Source organism: Oceanicaulis sp., assembly GCF_051859625.1.
Taxonomy (GTDB): Bacteria; Pseudomonadota; Alphaproteobacteria; order Caulobacterales; family Maricaulaceae; genus Oceanicaulis.
Genome location: NZ_JBHYFH010000001.1, coordinates 1,958,949 through 1,980,933, shown reverse-complemented (window position 1 = coordinate 1,980,933; position 21,985 = coordinate 1,958,949). Strand labels below are relative to the sequence as shown.

Sequence of the window (21,985 nt, the reverse complement as noted above, 5' to 3'; positions counted from 1 at the left end):
CGTTCCTCCCATGGGTGAGAACCGCAACTTCCTGCTCGCAGCCGTTATCGCGATCGGCATCCTGCTGCTGTATCAGGTGTTCGTGCTGGATCCGATGGCCCGCGACCGGGAGGCCGCTGAAGCGGCCATAGCCGCCAGCCAGGCTGAAACCACCACTACGGACGACGCCCCACAGGCGGAACCCAGCGCCTTCGCGCCCGGCAGCGGCGAGAACGGTCTCAGCCGGACGGACGCGCTCGCCCAATCCCAGCGCATCGAAATTCGCACACCGGCGGTGTCCGGTTCGCTCTCGCTCACCGGCGCGCGCCTCGATGACCTGCAATTGCTGCGGTACGACACCGAAGTGGATTCCGGCGAGGCCGTCACCCTTCTGAGCCCTGAAGGCTCTGACGGGTATCAGTTCGCCGCCTCCGGCTGGCTGGGAGACGCCAACGCGCCCCAGGGCCTGCCGGGCCTGAGCACGCAATGGACCCTGGCGGAAGGCGATGTGCTGACGCCGGACACGCCCGTGGTCCTCGAACACCAGGCCGGCGACCTGACCTTCCGCCGCACCATCACGGTCGACGACAATTACCTGTTCACCGTGTCCGACACCGTTGTGAACAATGGTTCGGCGGCCGTGTCGCTGCGCCCATATTCGCTGGTGCGCCAGCATGGCGTGCCGGAAGATCTGCAAAACTTCTTCGTGCTGCATGAAGGCGCTGTCGGCGTCGTGGACGGCACGCACTTCTCGCGCAAGTTCAAGAAATGGGAAGATGAAGGCCTGATCGAGCGCTCCGGCCCCGGCGGCTGGATGGGCATCACCTCCAAATACTGGCTCGCCGCCGTCGCTCCTCAGGATCAGGGCAATGTGCGCGCCCAGTTCCGCGTGGTCTCGCGCCCGGACCGTCCCGTTTTTGAAGCCAATTATCTCAGCGATGCGCAAATCCTGGCGCCCGGCGCCAGCCTGGAAGCGTCGAGCTATGTGTTCGCCGGCGCCAAGAAACAGCCCATCCTCGCCGCCTATGAAAACGAGCTGGGCATTGACCGGCTGACCATGGCGATCGACTGGGGCATGTTCTGGTTCCTGACCCGGCCCTTCTTCGCCGCCCTGCACTTCTTCTACGGACTTCTGGGAAATTACGGCCTGGCGATCATGGTCGTGACCTTGCTGATCAAGCTGGTGTTGTTCCCGCTGAACAACCGCGCTTTCGCGTCCATGGCCAAGATGCGGTCCGCCGCGCCGAAGATGAAAGAAATCCGCGAGCGCCATAAAGACGACCCCCAGGCCCAGCAAAAGGCCATGATGGAGCTTTATCGCAAGGAGCGGATCAATCCGGTGGCGGGCTGTCTGCCCATCCTGCCGCAAATCCCGATCTTCTTCGCGCTGTACAAGACCGTGTTCATCTCGCTGGACGCGCGCCATGCGCCGTTCTTCGGCTGGATTCAGGACATGTCGGCGCCCGATCCGACCATGTTCGGCAATCTGTTCGGCCTGCTCCCCTACGATCCGTCCGGCATTCCCATGATCGGTCAGATCCTGGCGATCGGCATCTGGCCGCTGCTGATGGGCGTGACCATGTGGGCGCAGCAATCGCTGAACCCGCCGCCGCCGGACAAGATCCAGCGTCAGATCTTCGCGTTCATGCCGATCATCTTCACCATCATCATGGCGCCCTTCCCGGCGGCCCTGATCATCTACTGGTCGTGGAACAACACGCTGACCATCGCCCAGCAATACCTGATCATGCGCCGTCAGGGCGTGGTGACCGAGCTGGACCGCAACTTCTTCAAGGTCCGCGCCAAGCTGACCGGCTCGGCCGTGCCCGCAAAATACCAGGGCGAGGACACCCCGACCGCCACCAATCAGGTGATCGAGGGCAAGGTGGAGAAAGCCGTCACCGAACTGGCGGAAGACGCCAACGCTGACGCTGCGATCACAGACGGCGAAAGCCCGGCGAACACCGAGACCCCCGCCAAGCCCGCGACTCCGGGTCGCCGGGTCAGCTCCAACCCCGCGGCCAAAAAGCCGCGCGGCGGCAAGAAGAAATAGGAGGCGGCCCTGACCGAGCCCTCTCCAGACGCCCAGGCTGAAACGGCGGCCCGCCTCGCGGCGGGCCGCAAGCTGTTCTCCGGCGAGATCGATTTCATGCTGGGCGTGGTGTCCATGGACACCTTGCCGGATTCCGACGTGCCCGAGATCGCGTTTGCAGGCCGCTCTAATGTCGGCAAGTCCTCACTGATCAACGCCCTGACCGGTCGCAAACAGCTCGCCCGCGCCTCCACGGAACCGGGACGCACGCGGGAGCTGAACTTCTTTGACATGCAAGGCCGGCTGCGGATCGTCGACCTGCCGGGGTACGGCTTCGCCAAAGCCCCCAAGGAGGTCGCTGCGCGCTGGACCCGCCTGACGCAGAACTATCTGCGCGGCCGGGTCAATCTCAAGAGGGTCTTCTTGCTGATCGACTCCCGGCACGGCATCAAGCCGTCTGACGAAGCGATCATGAAGGTTCTTGATAGCGCCGCCGTGGTGTACCAGATCGTTCTGACCAAGACTGACAAGCTCAAGCCCAGCGAAGCGCAGAAGCGCCTTGAGGAAACCTCGCAGAAGATCGCCCGGCGGCCCGCCGCTTTCCCGGTGATTTCCGCGACTTCAAGCGCCAAGCGTGACGGGCTGGACGAGCTGCGCGGGGAAATCTCCACCCTGGCCCTGTAGCGGACCGGGACCACGCCCTACTATGCAAAACAGGCGTGTGGAGCGACGGGAGCCTTGAGATGCTGAACCGGATCATTCTGGCCCTGGTGATGATGCTGGGCCTGGGCGGCGCCGCCCAGGCGGGCCAGGTGTGCAACGAGACCAGCTTCATGGTGGAGGCGGCCAAGGCCTGGCGCACGCCATCGGGACTGGCGGTGGAAGGCTGGGCGCGGATCGCGCCGGGCGGGTGCGCCGAAATCGGCCCCGCCACAGACACAGAACAATACCTCTATGCCCGCACGACACGCGCCTATCTGGGCGGCGTGCGCGAATGGCGCGGCAGCCTGGATATCTGCGTGGATGAGGCAGATTTCTCGTTCGAGGGCGTCGCTGATTGCGACTTGCTGGGGCTGGAAACCCGAAAGTTCCGGCAATTGAGCGACGCAGAGCGTGAGAGCGCCGTGCTGGTTGAAGTCGCCGATTTTGGCGACCGGGCCGAAGAAGCGGGGCTGCAGCGCCTTTTGCAATCAGCCGGCTATGACATCAACGTCATTGATGGCTATGCCGGACGCCGCACCCGCCGCCAGGTCGCCGCCTTTGAAGCTGATCTCGGCCGCAGCTTTGGCGCAGAGCGGAGCGAGCTGATCGAAGCGCTGCATCAGCGGGCGCTGGACCGTAATTCCGGACTGGGCCTTCAGGTCTGCAATGACGCCAATCTGCCCGTCGGGGTCGCAGTGGCGCGGGCGGTTGGAGACGGGTTTGAAACCCGCGGCTGGTGGCGCATTGCACCGGGCGGCTGCGCCCAGACGCTGTCCGCCCAACTGACGGGTGACGAGACCTATGTCTACGCCCAGCTGATCGACGGCGACGCGCTGCGCCCGCTGGCGTCCGGCACGGAAGCGTTTTGCATCACGCCCGCGCGCTTCACCAGCCAGACCCGCGGAGAGTGCGAGGCGGCCGGCTTTCAGCCCGCCCTGTTCCGCGCCGCGCCGGCCGCAGAGAACGGCGGCAGCATGATGCGGCTTGATCTTGATGACTTTGAGGAACCCCTTCCGTGAACCGAACCCCTGACCTGCACCATGTGGACACCTGGGTGTTCGATCTTGATGAAACGCTCTATCCCGCCGACGCGGCGGTGATGAGCCAGGTCATCGACAAGATGACGGACTGGGTGCAGCGCGAATTCTCGATGACGCGCGAGGAAGCCCACGCCCTGCAGCAGCATTACTACACCACTCACGGCACCACGCTGAACGGGCTGCTGGTCAACAATCAGGTGAGCGATCTCGCCGCGTTTCTGGATTTCGTGCATGACGTAGATCACTCCGTAATCACGCCTGATCCTGAATTGGCCGACCATATGGCCGCCCTCAACGGTCGCCGCATCGTCTACACAAACGGCTCGCGCAAGCATGCCGAGAAGGTCATCGACCAACTGGGGCTGAACGGCCTGTTTGAAGATCTTTACGACATCGAGGCTGCAGACTTTACGCCCAAACCACACCGGGCCGGCTTTGAGCGGTTCACCGGGCATTTCTCGATCACACCGCAAAGCACTGTGATGTTTGAGGATTCCGTCAAGAATCTGCAAACCGCCCATGAGATCGGCTTCACCACGGTGCTGGTGCATCCGCCCGTGGAAGCGCTGGCGGATGGCGCCGCGCCCGAACCGCTGATACATCCCGATCATATTCACTACGCCGTGGACTGCCTGCGCACTTTTCTGGGTGACTGGCATGTGGCTGCGGACACAGCAAAGAAGACGACGCCATGAACCATGATGCGCTGAAATCGGTCATCGACGCCGCCTGGGATATCCGCGACCAGCTCACCCAACAGACCCAGGGCGAAATCCGCGATGCGGTCAACTCAGCCCTCAACCAGCTCGACAGCGGCGAAGCCCGCGTCGCCAGCCGCGGCGAAGACGGCGTCTGGGCGGTGAATGAATGGCTGAAGAAGGCGGTTTTGTTGTCCTTCCGCCTGAACCCGAACCGGATCATCCCCGGCGGCGCCGATCATGGCCCGTGGTGGGACAAGGTCGCCTCGAAATTTGAAGGCTGGGACGCTGCGGAGTTCGAGCGCGCGGGTTTCCGCGCCGTGCCCCCCGCCGCTGTGCGCCGCGGCGCTTTCATCGGCAAGGGCGTGGTGCTGATGCCGTCCTACGTCAATATCGGCGCCTATGTGGATGAGGGCACGATGGTGGACACCTGGGCCACGGTCGGCTCCTGCGCCCAGATCGGCAAGAATGTGCACATCTCCGGCGGCGCCGGCATTGGCGGCGTTCTGGAGCCGCTACAGGCCAATCCGGTGATCATCGAGGACAATTGCTTCATCGGCGCCCGCGCCGAAGTCGCCGAAGGCGTGATCGTACGCGAAGGCGCCGTGCTGGCCATGGGCGTGTATCTGAGCGGGTCCACCAAGATCATTGATCGGGCGACCGGCGAGATGTTCCGCGGCGAGGTGCCGCCCTATTCCGTGGTGGTGCCGGGCAACCTGCCCGGCGAAGACGGCAAGCCGGGGCTCTATTGCGCCGTCATCGTCAAACGCGTGGACGCCCAGACCCGCGCCAAAACCTCGATCAACGCGCTGCTGCGCGATTAAGTCAGATCCGGTCGGTCAGGCATGGCGCCGCGCGCGAAAACGCCCTAAATCTGCGCCATGCTTGATCTGTCTTCGCTCACCGACCCCATCCCGCTCGCCCGCCGCCTGATTCAGGCGCCCTCCGTGACCCCCAAGGACGCGGGCGCGCTCGACGTGTTGTCAGAGGCGCTTGAGGCGCTCGGCTTTGTCTGCGAGCGGTTCAAGTTTGAAGAGGTCGACAATCTCTACGCCCGGCTTGGAAGCGCCGCGCCGGTGTTCTGCTTCGCCGGTCATACCGACGTGGTCCCGGCGGGTGATGACGCCGCCTGGAGCCGCGGTCCGTTCGAAGCGGAAATCGCCGATGACGTTCTTTGGGGACGCGGCGCTGCGGACATGAAAGGCGCCATCGCCGCCATGGTCGCCGGCGTCGCCCGGCATCTGCAAAGCCAGGGCGCGCCTGCAGGCTCGATCGCCTTCCTGATCACCGGCGACGAAGAAGGCCCGGCGATCAACGGCACCAAGAAACTGCTCAAGGCGATCACCGACAAGGGCGAAAAACTCGATCATTGCCTGGTGGGCGAGCCGACCAATCCGCACGCGCTGGGCGACACGATCAAGGTGGGCCGCCGCGGCTCGCTGAACGGGGTGATCACGGTCACCGGACAGCAAGGCCATGTGGCCTACCCCGAGAAGGCCGAGAACCCGATCCCGATCCTGATCGACCTTTTGAACCGTCTGACCACGCGCACGCTGGATGAGGGCGCGCCGCATTTTCAGCCCTCCAATCTTGAGGTCACAACGATTGATGTGGGCAACGCCCCCCATAATGTGATCCCGGCCAGGGCGAGCGCGAAATTCAATATCCGGTTCAACACCGCCCAGTCCGGCGATGACCTGAAACAGTGGATACGTGAAGAAGCCGCCGCCGCCGAAACCGGCACGTTCTGCGAAATTGCTCTCGATCTCACCGTCACCGGCGACGCGTTTCTGACCAAGACCGGCCCCTTCACCAGCCTGCTCCGCGACGCAGTCAAGGACCACACGGGACGCGAGCCGGCGCTGACCACAGGCGGCGGCACGTCTGACGCCCGCTTCATCAAGGATTATTGCCCGGTGGCCGAGTTTGGCCTGGTGGGCGAAACCATGCATCAGGTGGATGAGCGCGTCCCCGTCAGCGATGTGACCGGGCTCGCCGCGATCTACGCAGATGTCCTCGACCGGTATTTCAAGACGTTTCCATGATCCATCAGGCCCTCAAGGATATGCGCGCGGGCGTCGATGGTGTCTTTGCGCTGCTGGCGTTCAAATCCGATTGGCGCAAGCATTTCGACATGAGCGTGACCGGCGTCGGCCGGTCCTTCATCGGCGTTGTGCTGGGCTTGCCAGCCTTCATCTTCCTGATCTACGGCATCAATTATTTCATCGCCGACAACGCCAGCTATTTCGAAGCGGAGGCGAGCTATTCGCTGCTGGACGCCCTGTTTAGCTGGGCGCGGTTCTGGATAGTCTTTCCTGTGGTCGCCATGGGCATGGTGATGGTTCTGGGCGTGAAAGACCGCTACGCGAGCTGGCTTGTGACCCATAACTGGACGGTCTTGCTGCTGGTCCATGTCCAGGCGCTGATGCTGGCGCTCTACCCCGCAGGGTTGGCCGATGCGGGGGCCATGGGGCAAGTCACCTCGCTTTATAATTTCGTGCGTCTGTTCGTGCATTGGCGCGTCGCGCACGGCGCATTGGGCCTGCCGCCGCTGCTTGCGGCTGCGGCTGCGGGCGTGCCCCTGATCATCGACTGGATGATCATGACCGTGACCTGAGGGCCGCGCCGCGCTAGTTTCCCTCTCAGATCGTCCTGGGGAGGGATTTATGAACCGCACGTTGTCACTGGCCGCGCTGCCCTTGAGCGTTTGCACGCTGGCGCTCGGCGCCTGTTCTGAACCGCTCGACCCGCAAATTGCGCGCCCAGACGCCGCCGACCGGGTGTTCACCGGCGGCCCGATCTATACCGGCGTCGAGGCTAGCCCCAGTGCCGAATTGGTGGCTGTTGATGACGGACGGATCGTCTTTGTCGGTAGCGCCGCGGATGGCGAAGCGTTTATCGGCGAAGACACCCAAACCGTAGACCTGGCGGGCGCGACGCTGTTTCCCGGTTTCACCGACGCGCATGCCCATGTCATCGGCGTCGGACAACGCGAACGGTCCCTGAATCTTGAGGGAACCGCCTCCATCGCCGACCTGCAGGACCGCGTCGCCGAGGCCGCTTCTGACGCCAGCGCCTCGATCATCTCCGGACGCGGCTGGATTGAGACCCATTGGCCCGAAGAGCGCTTCCCGAGCGCCGCCGATCTGGACGCGATCGAAGCCGAGCGTCCGGTGATCCTGGTGCGCGCGGACGGCCATGCGCTGGTCGCCAATACCGCCGCCATCGAAGCCGCGGGTATCACCGCGGACACGCCTGACCCTGAAGGCGGCGCCATTCTCAAAGACGAAAACGGCCAACCCAACGGCATGTTCATCGACACCGCCATGGCGCCCTTCGCGGCGCTGGCGGGCGAACCGGGCGCCGAAGAGCGTGAGACGCTTTATCGGCTGGGCGCTGAAGTGATGGCGTCCCACGGCTGGACCAGCGTGCACGATATGAGCGTGCCCTATGCGGACGTAGACATCATGGCCTCGTTGGCTGAAGAGGGCGCGCTTCCCATCCGCATCTCGGTCTTCGCCAATCCGGAAGATTATGACGCCGTGGCTGCCCAAGCGCCCCGGATCGAGGGCGATGGACGGGTGATCGCGCGCGGCGTGAAATTCTACATGGACGGCGCGCTCGGTTCACGCGGTGCAGCGCTCTTGGAGCCCTATGACGATGCACCGGACACAACCGGCCTGTTCCTGTCTGAAGAGGATCGCGCCGAGGCGATGATGCAGCGCGCGCTGACGGATGGCGTCCAGCTCGCCATTCACGCCATTGGCGATGCGGGAAACCGTGAAGTGCTCAACTGGATGGAAGACAGCTTTGAGGCCGTCCCCGCCGAAGATCGCGCCGTGGCGGAGCCGCGCTGGCGCGTCGAACACGCCCAGGTGCTGCACCCTGACGACATTCCGCGCTTTGGCGAGATGGATGTGATCGCTTCAATGCAGCCCAGCCACGCCATCGGCGATCTGCATTTCGCGGCCAGTCGCATCGGTCTGAACCGGCTGGAGGGCGCTTATGCCTGGCGCACGCTGATCGAGGACGGCGCGATGATCGCCGGCGGGTCAGACGCCCCGGTGGAACGCGGCGAGGCGCGGATCGAGTTCTACGCCGCCGCCGTGCGTCGCGATCTGAACGGCTTCGCTGACGATCACTGGAATCTCGACCAGGCGCTGGACCGTGAGACCGCGCTCAAGCTGTTCACGATCTGGCCGGCCTACGCCACCTTCCGCGAGGATGAGCTGGGTACGATTGAAGTGGGCAAGCTGGCGGACTTTTCCGTCTTTGACCGCGATCTGATGACCGTGCCGGACGCCGATCTGGCAGAGGCCCGCCCGGTGATGACGGTGGTGGACGGCGAAATCGTCTGGCGCGCGGAGTAACTCAGTCCTCAGCCCGGCGCGGTGATGAGGCCGCGCCGGCGAGGATGCCGCCATCCAGATGCAAATCCGTGCCGGTCATGTAGCTGGAGGCGCTTGAGGCGAGAAAAAGCGCCGCATCCGCCACTTCTTCAGGCCGGCCGAACCGGCCCATGGGGATGCCAGCCTCCACATCCGCAATGGCGCGGTCGCGGGCGTCGCCTTCGCCCAGCATATCCTCCCACATGGGAGTCAGCACGGCAGCGGGCAGGATGGCGTTACAGCGAATGTCATAGCCTGCCTGCGCGCAATAAAGCGCCACGGTGCGCGTATGGTTCAGGACCGCGGCCTTTGACGCCGCATAGGCCGCAGCAGCGGGAATGCCCACTACGCCCGAGCGTGAAGACAAATTGATGATCGAGCCGCCTTGGCGCGCCTTCATCAGCTTGATCGCCCATTGGCAGCCCAGCATGACGCCATCGGTATTGACCCGATGCACGGCGCGCCAGTCCTCCAGCGTCACATGCTCGGGGTCGTGAAGGCCCTGCTCCGCCACGCCGAACCCGGTGATCCCGGCATTGTTGACCAGAATATCTAGTCCGCCCCAGCTTTGCTCGACCCACTCCGCCGCCGCTGACCAGTCGGCAGGCTCGCCGACGTCCAGGGTCCGGGCATGCGCCCGCTCCCCCAGTCGTGCGGCCAGAGCCTCGACGCCTGCGCCATTGATATCCGTAAGCAGCACATGAGCGCCTTCACGCACGAACGCTTCCCCGATCGCGGCGCCGATGCCGCGCGCAACGCCAGTGATCAGAGCGGTTTTGCCTGTCAATTGAGCCATGGGCGTCTCCTGTCGTCAGACAGGCTGCTTACCCGGTTCCAGCGCGTTGCGGAACCGGGCGCTCAAGCCAATGACTGAGCGAACGCTGACATTCGGCGCTTACTGGCGCGCTTGGCACTCGCCCTCATGCACGATGCTGGCGCCCGCAGCGGCGGCCGTACACGCATTGCCATAGGTCTCGCCGTCACAGCCGCAGACCGGGCGATATTCTCGCGTACACATTTGCGGGCGCGCGGTGCAAACGCCCATCTGGTCCGCGGCGCCACATTGGGCCGTAGGCGCATACGCGCAATAATTAGCGCCAGCGTCCGCGCCCTCGCACCTGACACCGGCCATGCCGCCGCAGGCTTCACCCAGCCCGACGACACGCCAGTCGCCGCCGTTCACGGGACCGCCATTGATCGGGCCGTCGTCCGGAGTCGCAGCGCTACAGGCGCCCAGCACAAAAATTGCCAGTAAAGTCAGAAAGCTCCGCATCTTATTCCCCTTTGAAATATCTCAGCCTTCGCAGCCTAGCACGGCTTGCTGACCCGCACCTGAACGGCGCGCCATCAGAAAGCTGGCGTCCTGTGATTTGACGCGCGACACTGAAACGCACAGCGAGAGGATAGGTTCATTATGACTGATGATCGCCAGCAGCCCGTCGACAGCCCGTTTCACATGCGCTCCACCGCCGCAGAGGTCGCCAAGGCGGCGGATCTGGCCGGAAAGACCGTCATTGTCACCGGCGGGTATTCCGGCATCGGGCTTGAAGCGACGCGCGCCCTGTCTGACGCTGGCGCACGGGTGATCGTCACCGTCAGAACGCCCGACAAAGCCCGAGCCGCGCTTGACGGACTGCCGGTCGAAACCGTGACGCTCGACCTGATAGAGCCTGACAGCGTAAAGACGGGCGCACAGGAGTTGCGTGAGGTGACGTCGGACGGCATCGACATCCTGATCAATAATGCCGGGATCATGGCGACGCCCTTGCGGCGTAATTCCAAGGGTTGGGAAAGCCAGTTCGCCACCAATCATCTGGGTCATTTCGCCCTGTTCGCCCAGCTCTCCGACCTGCTGCTCAAACGCCCAGGCGCCCGCGTGGTGGCGCTGTCCTCGATCGCGCATCGCCGCGCAGGCGTTGATCTCGAAGACTGGAATTATCAGACAGGCGAGTACGAGAAATGGGAGGCCTATGGCCGCGCCAAAAGCGCCAACGCCCTGTTCGCGCTGGAGCTGAACCGCTGCTATGAAGATCAGGGGCTGAAAGCCTATTCCGTGCATCCCGGCGGCATCGCCACAGACCTGCAGCGCGATCTGGATATGGAAGAGATGCGCGCCTTCGGCTGGTATGATGAAAACGATCAACCACACCCAATGTTCAAAACGGTCGAACAAGGCGCCGCTACCACAGTATGGGCCGCGACCTCGCCGCTATTGGCGGATCGCGGCGGGGTCTATTGCGAGGATTGCAATATCGCTGCGCCCAACCCGCCCGCAGACGCCTATAGCGGCGCTCACCCCCATATCCGTGATGCAGACCTCGCCCAGCGTTTGTGGACGCTGAGCGAAGAGATTACAGGGCTGAAGGCGGTGTAAGGCTTTTACTCCGACGCACTTCGGTCTAGGTGCAGGCCCGTAACCTGACAGCATTGATATTGAGCCATGACCCTACGCCTCGCCTTCATGGGCACCCCTGAATTCGCCGCCGCCTCGCTCGCCGAAATTGTCGGCGCAGGTCATGATGTGGTCGCGGTCTACACCCAGCCCGCCCGTCGGCGCGGACGCGGTCAGGCGACGGTCAAAACGCCCGTGCATCAGCTCGCCGAGTTGTTCGGCCTGACCGTCCATACGCCCGAAAGTTTCCGCGACCCTGAGGTGATCGCTCAGTTTGAGAGCCTTGATCTCGATGCAGCGTGTGTGGTGGCCTACGGTCAGATCCTGCCGCAACAAGCGCTCGATGCGCCGCGTCTGGGCTGCCTCAACCTGCACGGCTCGCTCCTGCCGCGCTGGCGCGGGGCCGCGCCCATTCAGCGCGCCATCATGGCGGGCGACGAGATCACCGGCGTTCAGATCATGCAGATGGAGGCGGGGCTGGATACCGGCCCTGTGCTAATGAGCGAAGTGGTTCCCATTGCGGAGACCGACACAGCCTCCACCCTGCACGACCGGCTGATGAGTACAGGCGCCCAGCTCTGGCCGCGCACCCTCGCCGCGCTCGAGCGCGGCTCGCTCAGCGCAACGCCGCAAAGCGAGGACGGCGTCACCTACGCCAGGAAGATCACCCGCGAGGATGCGCGCATCAATTGGAGCAAGCCCGCCGGCGAAGTCGCCGACCAGATCCGCGGCCTGTCGCCTGTCCCCGGCGCGTATTTCGAACTGGAAACCGAGACCAAGCCGGTGCGCGTGAAGGTCCATTTCGCCCAGCCGGAAAAAGGCGACGGCGAGCCCGGCGAAGTGCTGGACGACGCCTTGCTCATCGCCTGCGGGCGCGGCGCAGTGCGCCTGACCCGGCTCCAGCGCGAGGGCAAGGGCGTGATGGACGCGAAGGCGTTCCTCAACGGCACGGACGTGCCCGCCGGGACGGTTTTGCGCTAATCATGCCGCGCTACAAGCTCACCATCGAATATGACGGCGGCCCGTTCGTGGGCTGGCAACGTCAGAAGAACGGACCCTCCGTGCAGGGCGCGCTGGAGCAGGCGGCGGAAAAGCTTGATGGCGCGCCGCGCGAGATTTACGGCGCGGGCCGCACCGATTCCGGCGTTCATGCCCTGGGCCAGGTCGCGCATGTGGATCTGGACAAGGATTTGCCCGCCGACAAGGTCCGCGATGCGCTGAACCATCATCTCAAACCTCACCCGATTGCGGTGGTGGAGGCTCAGCGCGTCAACGATGACTTTCACGCCCGCTTCAAGGCGAACCGGCGCGGCTATATCTATCGACTGCAAGCGCGCCGGGCGCCGCTGACCCTGACCCGCGGTCAGGTCTGGCGCGTCTCGCAAGACCTTGATGTGGCGGCCATGCACGCCGCCGCCCAGCATCTGGTCGGCACGCATGACTTTACGACATTTCGCGATTCCCAGTGCCAGGCGGACAGCCCCGTCAAATCGCTCGATCAGATCGCGGTGTTTCAGTCTGTCGCGGAAATCCATGTGACGGTGGAAGCGATCAGCTTCCTGCATCGTCAGGTGCGCTCGATCGTTGGGTCTTTGGTGGAAGTCGGCTTCGGCAAATGGACGCCTGAGGATTTCAAGGCGGCGCTTGACGCAGCGGATCGCACGCGCTGCGGTCCTGTGGCTCCGCCGGACGGGCTCTATCTGGCGTTTGTGCAGTATCCAGGCGGGTTTGAGGCCTAGTCTTCGGCGCCCCAGGGCGCGGGCGGGGTCTCGACCGGCTCGGTGAGGTCAAACGCCACTGCGAAATGCCGGTTCGGACGGTCCAGCGCGTAGATGAAGCTGTCTTCTGACAGCGTAATCGACCAGACATTCGCCATGGAAACCGGGATGCCTTCGCGCTCGAACAGCGCCTGGCTTTCGGCGTCCGCCGGGAAATCGGCGCGGATCGCGCCGGCAGGGCCAACCGTATCGCCGCCATACTGGGTCAGCACATCTTCAGAGCCGTCTTCATGACGGTGATCATGCTTGAGGCGCAATCCGCCTTCCGGCAGGCGTGTGATCACCCAGGTGCGCGAGCGGTCCTCGCCCACATGAAACGGCACGCGCAGCTCGGTCTCGCCGCATTCGCGCACATGCATGACAAGGCGCTCAGACGCAAAGTCCGCATCGCGCTCATCTTCTGACGTGACTTCGCCCTCAAACGCCTGACCGCAATAAGCGCTCAAGCGATCAAACAGGTCCGGGTCTGACTGGGCGGCAGGCGCACAAGCGACAAGGGTCAACGGCGTCGCCGCCATCAGAACGCGTGACAGGGTCATTCCGCCGCCTCTGCGGGCGCGCCGCGTTGCTTGACGAGTTTCTGGACTTTCTTGACCGCCCGCTCGCGCTTGAGCCGCGACAGATAGTCGATGAACACCACGCCTTCGAGATGGTCCATCTCGTGCTGGATGCAGACCGCAAACAGGTCTTCGGCGATCAGCTCGCGCTTTTCGCCGTCATAGTCGAGGAACTCGACCTTGACCTTTTTCGGACGCTCCACGCTGTCATAGATATCAGGCACGGACAGACAGCCCTCCTGATAGGGTTTGAGATCTTCTGTCAGCGGCGTGATCACCGGATTGACGAAGAAGCTCGGCGTGGTGCGTTCATCCGTCAAATCCATGACGATGACGCGCTTGTCCACGCCCACCTGGATGGCGGCCAGACCAATGCCGTCCGCTGCGTACATGGTCTCGACCATGTCATCCATCAGGTCGCGAAGTTCATCATCCACCGCGTCGACCGGTTTGGAGACCAGCTTCAGGCGCGGATCGGGAACAGTGAGGATTTCTCGAATAGCCATGTCGCTTAGGTAATCGTGCAAAGGGTTAGGTTCAAGTTTGTCGCGCTGTCTCAGCGCCCCGATCAAACAAAGCGCTGGCCAACCTCGCCGGACGCGATAGCGTCAGACTTCAACTTGAGGGGATCATACCATGAAGGCGCTCATTCTGGCAGGCCTGCTGGCCGCGGCATCATCTACTGCGGCCCTCGCTCAAAGCCCGCAACCATTGTCCCAAAGCGACATCGTCATTGGTGAGAGCTTCGTTCTGGACGCGCCAAGCCTGGGCGATGAGCGGGAGGTCAATGTCTGGCTGCCGCCCTTTTATGACGAGCTGGAAGAGCCTCTCAACGTGGTCTACCTCGTTGACGGCGCGCAGGATCAGGACTTCGTCCATATCGCAGGGCTGGCGCAGCTGGGCGCGCTGAGCTGGCAGTATGAACCGTTCATCCTGGTCGGCGTTCAGACGAAAAATCGTCTTCAGGAACTGACGCGGCCCGCAGCCGATCCGCGCTATCAGGCCCAGTTTGCAGACCAGGGCGGGTCGGAAGACTTCCTCGCCTTCCTCACAGAGACGGTCATCCCCTTTGTCGAAAACCGCTATGAGACGTCTGACCGCCGGGCGGTGATCGGGGAGTCTCTGGCGGGATTGTTCGTCACCGACACCTTCCTGAACGCGCCGACGAGTTTCACCGATTACATCGCCGTCAGCCCGTCATTGTGGTGGGATGAGCAGGCGGCGGGCTTGGCGGCCGCGACCCGCCTTTCCGCCCATGACGACGCCGAGCGAAGCCTCTACCTCACCATGGCCGATGAAGGCGGGACCATGCAGGCCGGCCTTGATCACCTTCTGGAAGCTCTGGAAAACCACGCGCCGGAGGGGCTCGACTGGATCTATGTGGACCGCTCACAGACCGAAACGCATGCCACCATCTTCCATCCGGCGGCGCTGGACGCGTTCCGCACCTTCTTCACCCTGCCGCCCTATGAGTATGGCGAAGCGCCCTGGTATCTGGTCGAAGGCGGCGAACCGCCTGCGGAGGAGAATGCGCCCGATCAGCCCTGATCCGTCTCCGGCGCGGACAGAAGACGCGGCGATTCATCGACCTGGGCGGGCGGCTCCACCAGCTTCATCTGGCCATTGAGCTGGGCCATGTCGCGCGCCTTGGGCAAGACGCGGCTGTCAAACGAGCCCACGGCCTTGTTGTAATTGAGCGTCGCCGTCTTCAGCCCCGCGCCCACGCGGCCCAGATGGTCGGTGAAGGTCGTCAGGCGGCTATACAGCTCATCGCCCAGCGCGGCGACTTTCTGGGCGTTGTGTTCGAGCTTTTCCTGACGGAAGCCGTACGCCACCGCTTTCGCCAGCGCCAACAGGGTTGCTGGCGTGGTGATGATCACATTGGCCTTGATGGCGTCGTCAAACAGGCCCGGATCTTCCTCAATGGCGGCGGAATAAAAGCTCTCGCCGGGGATGAACAGCGCCACAAAGTCGATCGCGCCGTCCACGCTGGCGGCGTACTCCTTTTTGGCGAGCTGTTTGACGTGGGTCTTCACCTGAGCGGCATGGCGGCGCAGGGCGTCGCGGCGGGTGGCTTCGTCCTCCGCTTCCACAGCATCCAGATAGGCGGTAAGCGCCACTTTTGAATCCACCACGAACCGGCCCCCGCCCGGCAGCTTGATGACGAAGTCCGGCCGCAACGCCGCGCCTTCGCTGTCGCGGGTCTGGTGCTGGGCGTCGTAATCAATGTTCTTGGTCAGGCCCGCCAGCTCGAGAATGTTTTCCACCGTGCGCTCGCCCCATTGCCCGCGCATCGTGGATTTGCGCTGCAAGGCGTTCACCAGCTTGGAGGTTTCCTTGTGCTGGTCGTTAAGGCCCTGGGACAGCTTGGTGATCTGCTCGGCGATCGCGCCGGAATTCTGGATCCTGTCACGCTCGAGCTTCTCCACCTGCTGGCGGAACTGGCCCAATTGCTCGCGGATCGGGTCGACGAGCGTCTTCACACCGCCTTCGGCTTTTTCGTGCTGGGCCTTGAAGCTTTGCTGGGCCTGTTCGAGCAGTTTCTTGGAGGACGCGTCCAGAGCCTCGCCGGCCAGCGTCTTGAAACGGTCCTGCATCTCCTGGCTCAGCGCCGTCAGGCGATCACGCTCGGCTTTCACCGCAGCTTCGCGCTCTTCGAGACGTTCTTTCAACGCCCGGAGTTCTGACGAGGCCCGGGTCTCCGCCTGACGGGTCGCCTCAAGCTGCTCTTCCAGCCCGTCCACGCGGGACGCGGTGGTTCGCGCCTCCGCCAGCGCCTTCTCGGCGGCGTCACGCATGGCGCGTTCGCTGGCGAGTTCGGCTTTGAGTTCATCCACCCGCCGCGCCTCGGTCTGGGCTTCGCGCAACTCCAGCTGGGCCTCAGACAAGGCGCCCTGAGCGTCGCTGAATTGAGCGCGCAAGCCATCCGCCTCGCCCCACGCCTTGCGCAGGACCAAAGCGCCCACGATTCCCAAAACGAGACAGGCGCCGCCCAGGGCGATCAAGGCGATTGAAACGGGATCCATGGCGTACCTCGGCGTCAGACCAGAACGAAACAGGACCATACATGAGTCCCGTTCGGCGCGCGCCTTGCATTTTCACCTGCAAGAAGACTTCAGGGGGTGAACATGCGTCTGTTTGATACGCCTTTGTCAGCACTGGGTGTCCGCGATCTCGACCGCTGGCGCGATCTGGCACGGCCGGACGGTCGGCTGACCAGCCCCTATCTCCTGCCCGATTTCGCCCAGGACGTGGACGCCCAGCGCCACGACGTGCATGTCATCATCGCCGAAGAGAACAGCGCCCCGATCGGCTATTTCGCCTATCATGCGCCCCAGGGCGGCATTGCGCGCCCCGTCGGCGCGCCGCTGTCAGACTATCAAGGCTTCGCCGCCATCCCCGGCTTCAAGGTCTGTGAGAAAGCCCTTCTGTCGGCCATGGGCGCGGACGTTCTGGTCTATGACAACTGGCAAGGCGAGGCCCTGGGCCAGGTGCGCAGCCAGACCCGCTCTTCGATCATTGATCTCAGCGAAGGCGTTGACGCCTGGATGGCGCGCAAAGAGCAGACCCAGCACAAGCATTTCAAGAAGCTGCGCCAGCGCCAGCGCAAGGCCGAGCGCGAGTTCGGTCCGATCCGCATCGTTTTCGGCGACCCGCTGGGCGAACGCTTTGAAACCCTGCGCGCCTGGAAAAGCGCTCAATACCAGCAGACCGGGCTTCTGGACCTGTTTGACATCAAATGGGTGGACGCACTGATCCGCACTTGCGCCTCACGCAGTTTCGGACCGTTTCGGGGCCTGGTCGCCTCGCTCTATCTGGGCGACCAGCTGGCCGCGGTGGAAATGGGCATTGTCGCGGGAGACATCTATCATTCCTGGATGCCCGCTTACGACCCGGCCTTTCGCGCCGTCTCCCCTGGCCATCTTCTGTTGCAGGGCATCATTGAAGCCGCGCCTAATATGCGCATCAACCGCATCGATCTGGGTGGCGGCGAGTACGCCTATAAAGACGCCTACACTGATTATGAGACCGTGCTGCAAGGCGGTCGCGCCATGAAACCCAGCACCGCCATGGCGAGCCTGAAGGCGTGGGACAGTGCGGAAGCCGTCTGCAAAATCCTGCCCGGTCCGCTGTCGAAAGCCCCGCTGAAGCTGCGTCGGCGTTGGGCGCATACGGCGGCGGCGGAGCCTGTCCTGTCCCAACGCGTCAAGCGCATGGGCGCAGCCTTCCTCAAGGCGCCTCAGCGACTGACCGCCTGACCCCGCGCTGATTGCGTGTTTCATTTGGCGTCTGATCGCCTATCTTCCCCTCAAGCCAATTAGGGGAGAGCGCCATGATCCGTTTCGCCGCCGCCAGCCTGAGCGTGCTGGCCCTGTCCTGTGCAGCCCATGCCCAGGATGTCATTGAAAGCGAACAAGCCGACTTCATCATCGAAACCGTCGCGGGCGGACTGGAATATCCCTGGTCCATCGCCTTCCTGCCCACCGGCGAATATCTGGTGACCGAGCGCGAAGGCCGGTTGCGGGTCATTGATGCGGACGGCCTGAGAGACGCGCCGGTGAGCGGCCTGCCCGACGATCTTCTGGTCGAACGCCAGGGCGGTCTGCTGGACGTGGCGCTGGCGCCGGATTTCGCTGACAGCCGCATGGTCTATTTCAGCTATGCCGAAGGGATTGCGGGCGCGAACAACACCGCCCTCGCCCGCGCGCAGTTGAGCGAAGACCTGACGGCGCTGGAAAACGTCGAAGACATCTTCCACGTCAACTTTGAAAAAGCCGGCGGGTTTCACTTCGGCGGCCGGATTCTCTTCAACCCGGACGGCACGCTGTTCCTGACCCTGGGCGAAGGCGGCAATTATCAGGACGAAGCCCAGAACCCGGACAATCATCTGGGCGCGGTGGTTCGCCTCAATCTTGACGGCTCCATCCCGGGCGACAATCCGGTGATCGAGAACGGCGCGCCGGGCGTCTACAGCTTCGGCCATCGCAACGCCCAGGGCATCGCCCGCAATCCCGCCACCGGCTCGGTGTGGGAGCTCGAGCATGGCGCGCGCGGCGGCGACGAGATCAACATCCTGGCGGCGGGCGACAATTATGGCTGGCCGGTGATCACCTACGGCATCAATTACGACGGCACCATCATCACCGAGGAGCGTGAGCGCGACGGGCTGACCCAACCGATCTGGTACTGGAACCCGTCCATCGCACCGTCCGGCATGGATTTTTACACCGGCGACGCCTTTGAGCACTGGCAGGGCGATCTCTTCGTGTCCGCTCTGGCGGGCAGCAAGGTCGAACGTCTGGAGATCGACGGCGACCGGGTGATCAGCGTCGAGCCGCTATTGGCGGATATGGGCCAGCGCTTCCGTGATGTGCGCACCGGGCCGGATGGCGCGCTGTACGTGCTGACCGATGATTTTGAAGGCTCTGTCCTGCGTCTGGTTCCGGCCGAGGCTGACTAGGGCCCTCGCCTGTCCTCCTGTCGGGCGCCGATAAAAGAAAACCCCGCCGGTCAGACCGGCGGGGTTTTTTCGTCTCGTCCGGCCTTGGCCTAGAACTGCTTGCGCAGCGTCACGCCATAGGTCCGCGGCTGGTTCGGATAGCCCGAGAAAGAGCCAGCCTGCAGCGTCGTCGGGAAGCCTGACGTGTAGTACTCGTCTTCATTGAGGTTGCGCGCCCACAGGAGCGCTTCCAGACCGTTATCCAGATTCACGCCGACCGCTGCGTTCAGCGTGCCGACCTGACGCGTGATGTTGTCTGGCAGGTTGTCGAGCAGTTTGACTTCTGACTCGTACTGGTAATCGGCGCGAATGAACGCCTCACCGGCAGAGAACTGACGCATATAGGTGAAGCCGAAGGAGCCCGCGAACTCAGGGATCCCCGCCACATCCTGGCCGCTCAAATCGCCTCGGCCGTCAGCAACGCCGTCCGCGACGTCGATATCGCTGCCCGTCACCACAGGTGCGCCGGCATAATCGTCATATTCCGCATTCATCCAGATGCCCGACAGGGTCAGGGTCAGCCCCGGAATGGCGGGCGGGTTGATGGTGGCGTCAAACTCCAGCCCCTGGCTGGATTGTTCACCCGCGTTGATGACGGCGAAGCCCGCGCCCTGGAAGACCGAAGACTGGAAGTCTTCGATATTCTGATCAAAGATCGCCACATCCAGCGACCCCCAGGAGAAGCGCGTCTTGAAGCCGACTTCCAGCGTGGTGGTGATCTCAGGACGTGCAAAGCGCTGATTGCCGGCGACGCCGAGCGCTTCAGCCGTATTGACCACGGTCGGCAGGCCCAACGCATTGTCAGCCGCCAGTTCGCCAGCGGCGCGCAGGGCGGCGATGTCGGCGCTGTCCGGCCGCGTATCGGGCGTCAGGTTCCACGACGAGGCTTTAAAGCCGCGCGCATAGGACACGTACACATTCGTCCGGTCCGTTGCGTCATACGCCAGGCGGAAGGTGTAGGGCACGTCATTGTCGCTGGTTTCGCCCGACTCCACAGAGTTCGGGAACGGCGTCAGCGCGCCCAGCGGCTGCAGCCCCAGCTGGAAGAAGTCCAGCAGCGGGTTGGCCAGAGGCAGACCGGTCAGCGGATCGACCACCACACCGTTCACCAACACGCCGCCATTGTTCAGAGCGACAGAGTTGAACGTGGTCGAGGCATTGACAAATGCACCGAAAACGCCGGGCTGAGCGGCCGCAAATGCGCCCACTTGCGTGGGATCATTGGGATTGACGCCAACGCTCTGCAAGAAGCTGCCCAGACCCAGTTGAACGAAGTTCAGGTCCGAGAAGGGGTTCGTGCGGATGACATTGGTGAAATCGATTTCCTTGTTGGTCTCGAAATACGCAAGCCCCGCAGTCAGAACCAGACGTTCAGTCAGGTTAAAGTCCACCTGGCCGAAAATCTGAAACTGTTCGTCCGTTTGCTCCGCCGTAAATCGCGTGCCGCCGCCTTCTGCATAGAAGGTGCCCGGCGCAAAGCCGAGCGGGGTCTCAAACGCCGCGAGAGCGCCGCCGGTGAGAATGTCCACATAGGCGCGCGAGTCCGCGCCATAGATGCGGGCGTCCTCGACCGTCATGTTTTCGTCGGAATAGAACGCGCCGAGCAAGAAGAAGGCGCGATTGTTCCAATCCCCGGTCAGGCGGAATTCCTGGGTGAAGGTGTCCACATCCAGGCCGCGGATATTGGTGCCCAGAATATCAAGATCGGTGAAGTCGCCTTCATAATCGACGAAGTCTTCATACTGCCGGAAGGCGGTGATGGAGCTGAAGGTCAGACTGTCGCTAAGCTCCCAGTCCGCTTGCAAGGAAATGCCCGAATTCTCAATCTGGTTCTGGTTCGCCACATTCGTCGCGATCTGATACTCGAAATCGGGACCTGCAGAGGTCTGGCCGCCCAAGAGCCCCCGGATGGCCGGGCCTGCCGCCCCGTCAGTGATCCGGTCGGTCCCGCAGCACTGCTCGTCGATTTCGTCGTAATCCACGATCAGGCGCAGCTCGAGATTATCGGTCGGCAGCATCAGAAGCTGACCGCGGACCGCATAGCGGTCGCGATCATTGTAATCGCCGCCCGTGCCGACATTGTCATAATAACCGTCGCGCTGGTTCATGCTGCCGGACAGCGAGAACGCGACATTTTCAGACAGGGGCCCGGTCACAGATCCCTTGAAAATGGACTGGCCGTAATTGCCGAACGTCACTTCGCCCTGGCCGCCCCACTCAAACGCAGGCTGCTCGGTGACGATGCTGACCACGCCAGCGGTGGCGTTCTTGCCGAACAGGGTCGATTGCGGCCCCCGCAAGACCTCAACGCGCTCGATCCCCATCAGGTCAGACAAAACAGACCCTGCACGCGGGCGGAACACGCCGTCGATATACACAGCCACGGACGGCTCGATGCCGGGATTGTTGGCGCCATTGCCCTGGCCGCGAATAATGAAAGTGGCGTTGGAGCTGCGCTCCAGCTGGCTCACCCGCAAGGACGGGACGACAGACTGAAGGTCGATCGCGTCGATGATCTGTGCGTTCTGGATGGTTTCAGCCTGCACGACGGACACCGCGATCGGCACTTCCTGCAAGGTCTGTTCACGCTTTTGCGCGGTCACCGTAATGACGTCAGGCTGCTGAGCTTGAGCGATGCCGGTCAAACCGGCGGCGAGAGCGGTTGCGCCAAGCGCGACCGACCTGATCGAGTGCTTCATACTGTCCTCCCCGTCGCCCGGCAGCTTTGGTGCTGCACACTTTGTTTTGGCGATAGTAAGGTGAGGATAGTAATATCATCATTACGTTAGCAAGCAGGGAGCCCTATAAAAGCTCAAATTTGGGAACAGTGCGCTATTGATGCCTCAGCAGCAGGCGCAGCAAACACACTATGCTTAATCTCAGTGTTTATTGAAAATGCAGGAAGAAACAGCGCTTCGC

General features: G+C 63.2%; 20 protein-coding genes. 14 read left to right on the top strand and 6 right to left on the bottom strand.

Going from position 1 to position 21,985, the window contains the following annotated elements; genetic code table 11:
- The first annotated feature begins 10 nt into the window (after positions 1-10).
- The 8 genes from yidC to ACTIGF_RS09305 all read left to right on the top strand — a co-directional run bounded on the left by yidC (position 11) and on the right by ACTIGF_RS09305 (position 8,821).
- Positions 11-2,032: a membrane protein insertase YidC gene (gene yidC, locus ACTIGF_RS09340; protein WP_439636602.1), complete on the top strand. Its 2,022-nt coding sequence runs from the start codon at positions 11-13 to the stop codon at positions 2,030-2,032.
- A 96-nt stretch (positions 2,033-2,128) separates the two neighbouring features.
- Positions 2,129-2,695 carry a ribosome biogenesis GTP-binding protein YihA/YsxC gene (gene yihA / locus ACTIGF_RS09335; protein ID WP_022701431.1) on the top strand — a complete coding sequence of 189 codons (567 nt, stop codon included), beginning with the start codon at positions 2,129-2,131 and terminating at the stop codon, positions 2,693-2,695.
- Between the two features lie 59 nt (positions 2,696-2,754).
- Positions 2,755-3,732, top strand: a complete 978-nt coding sequence (locus ACTIGF_RS09330; protein WP_439636601.1) for a DUF1036 domain-containing protein — start codon at positions 2,755-2,757, stop codon at positions 3,730-3,732.
- Entirely contained in the window at positions 3,729-4,448 is a 720-nt protein-coding gene (locus ACTIGF_RS09325) for a pyrimidine 5'-nucleotidase (protein WP_439636600.1), read from the top strand. Before ACTIGF_RS09330 ends, ACTIGF_RS09325 begins: the two co-directional genes overlap by 4 nt.
- Complete coding sequence (dapD, locus tag ACTIGF_RS09320) at positions 4,445-5,275, top strand: 2,3,4,5-tetrahydropyridine-2,6-dicarboxylate N-succinyltransferase (protein ID WP_439636599.1); 831 nt, start codon at positions 4,445-4,447, stop codon at positions 5,273-5,275. The genes ACTIGF_RS09325 and dapD overlap by 4 nt, the downstream gene beginning before the upstream one ends.
- A 57-nt stretch (positions 5,276-5,332) precedes the next feature.
- Positions 5,333-6,496: a succinyl-diaminopimelate desuccinylase gene (gene dapE, locus ACTIGF_RS09315; protein ID WP_439636598.1), complete on the top strand. Its 1,164-nt coding sequence runs from the start codon at positions 5,333-5,335 to the stop codon at positions 6,494-6,496.
- Positions 6,493-7,068: a hypothetical protein gene (locus tag ACTIGF_RS09310; protein ID WP_439636597.1), complete on the top strand. Its 576-nt coding sequence runs from the start codon at positions 6,493-6,495 to the stop codon at positions 7,066-7,068. Before dapE ends, ACTIGF_RS09310 begins: the two co-directional genes overlap by 4 nt.
- Positions 7,069-7,117: 49 nt before the next feature.
- A complete protein-coding gene (locus tag ACTIGF_RS09305) occupies positions 7,118-8,821 on the top strand; it encodes an amidohydrolase (RefSeq protein ID WP_439636596.1) in 1,704 nt (567 codons plus the stop codon).
- Position 8,822: 1 nt separating this feature from the next.
- Here the strand turns inward: ACTIGF_RS09305 and ACTIGF_RS09300 are convergent, their stop codons facing one another.
- Complete coding sequence (locus ACTIGF_RS09300) at positions 8,823-9,635, bottom strand: SDR family NAD(P)-dependent oxidoreductase (RefSeq protein WP_439636595.1); 813 nt, start codon at positions 9,633-9,635, stop codon at positions 8,823-8,825.
- Positions 9,636-9,734: 99 nt separating this feature from the next.
- A complete protein-coding gene (locus ACTIGF_RS09295; RefSeq protein WP_439636594.1) occupies positions 9,735-10,112 on the bottom strand; it encodes a Kazal-type serine protease inhibitor domain-containing protein in 378 nt (125 codons plus the stop codon).
- A 141-nt stretch (positions 10,113-10,253) separates the two neighbouring features.
- On the opposite strand from ACTIGF_RS09295, the gene ACTIGF_RS09290 reads away from it, so the two are divergent.
- The 3 genes from ACTIGF_RS09290 to truA all read left to right on the top strand — a co-directional run bounded on the left by ACTIGF_RS09290 (position 10,254) and on the right by truA (position 12,970).
- On the top strand, positions 10,254-11,213 hold the full coding sequence (locus ACTIGF_RS09290) for an oxidoreductase (RefSeq protein ID WP_439636593.1): 960 nt from the start codon (positions 10,254-10,256) through the stop codon (positions 11,211-11,213).
- Between the two features lie 66 nt (positions 11,214-11,279).
- Positions 11,280-12,212, top strand: a complete 933-nt coding sequence (gene fmt / locus ACTIGF_RS09285) for a methionyl-tRNA formyltransferase (RefSeq protein WP_439636592.1) — start codon at positions 11,280-11,282, stop codon at positions 12,210-12,212.
- 2 nt (positions 12,213-12,214) lie between these two features.
- Positions 12,215-12,970 carry a tRNA pseudouridine(38-40) synthase TruA gene (gene truA / locus ACTIGF_RS09280; RefSeq protein WP_439636591.1) on the top strand — a complete coding sequence of 252 codons (756 nt, stop codon included), beginning with the start codon at positions 12,215-12,217 and terminating at the stop codon, positions 12,968-12,970.
- On the opposite strand, the gene ACTIGF_RS09275 is transcribed toward truA, so the two are convergent.
- Together ACTIGF_RS09275 and def are read right to left on the bottom strand one after the other, a co-directional pair.
- Entirely contained in the window at positions 12,967-13,548 is a 582-nt protein-coding gene (locus ACTIGF_RS09275; RefSeq protein WP_439636590.1) for a hypothetical protein, read from the bottom strand. The genes truA and ACTIGF_RS09275 overlap by 4 nt on opposite strands.
- A complete protein-coding gene (gene def / locus ACTIGF_RS09270; RefSeq protein WP_022701418.1) occupies positions 13,545-14,072 on the bottom strand; it encodes a peptide deformylase in 528 nt (175 codons plus the stop codon). The genes ACTIGF_RS09275 and def overlap by 4 nt, the downstream gene beginning before the upstream one ends.
- Positions 14,073-14,202: 130 nt before the next feature.
- On the opposite strand from def, the gene ACTIGF_RS09265 reads away from it, so the two are divergent.
- Positions 14,203-15,114, top strand: coding sequence for an alpha/beta hydrolase (locus tag ACTIGF_RS09265; protein WP_439636589.1), 912 nt, complete (start codon positions 14,203-14,205; stop codon positions 15,112-15,114).
- Here the strand turns inward: ACTIGF_RS09265 and rmuC are convergent.
- Entirely contained in the window at positions 15,105-16,631 is a 1,527-nt protein-coding gene (gene rmuC / locus ACTIGF_RS09260; protein WP_439636588.1) for a DNA recombination protein RmuC, read from the bottom strand. The genes ACTIGF_RS09265 and rmuC overlap by 10 nt on opposite strands.
- 63 nt (positions 16,632-16,694) lie before the next feature.
- Here rmuC and ACTIGF_RS09255 point away from each other — a divergent pair, with 63 nt between their 5' ends.
- Both ACTIGF_RS09255 and ACTIGF_RS09250 read left to right on the top strand, forming a co-directional pair.
- The gene (locus ACTIGF_RS09255; protein WP_439636587.1) at positions 16,695-17,825 is read left to right on the top strand and encodes a GNAT family N-acetyltransferase; all 1,131 of its coding nucleotides are present in this window, start codon (positions 16,695-16,697) and stop codon (positions 17,823-17,825) included.
- A gap of 74 nt (positions 17,826-17,899) precedes the next feature.
- The gene (locus ACTIGF_RS09250; protein ID WP_439636586.1) at positions 17,900-19,027 is read left to right on the top strand and encodes a PQQ-dependent sugar dehydrogenase; all 1,128 of its coding nucleotides are present in this window, start codon (positions 17,900-17,902) and stop codon (positions 19,025-19,027) included.
- Positions 19,028-19,116: 89 nt separating this feature from the next.
- Here the strand turns inward: ACTIGF_RS09250 and ACTIGF_RS09245 are convergent, their stop codons facing one another.
- Positions 19,117-21,765, bottom strand: a complete 2,649-nt coding sequence (locus tag ACTIGF_RS09245; RefSeq protein ID WP_439636585.1) for a TonB-dependent receptor — start codon at positions 21,763-21,765, stop codon at positions 19,117-19,119.
- Positions 21,766-21,985: the final 220 nt, after the last annotated feature.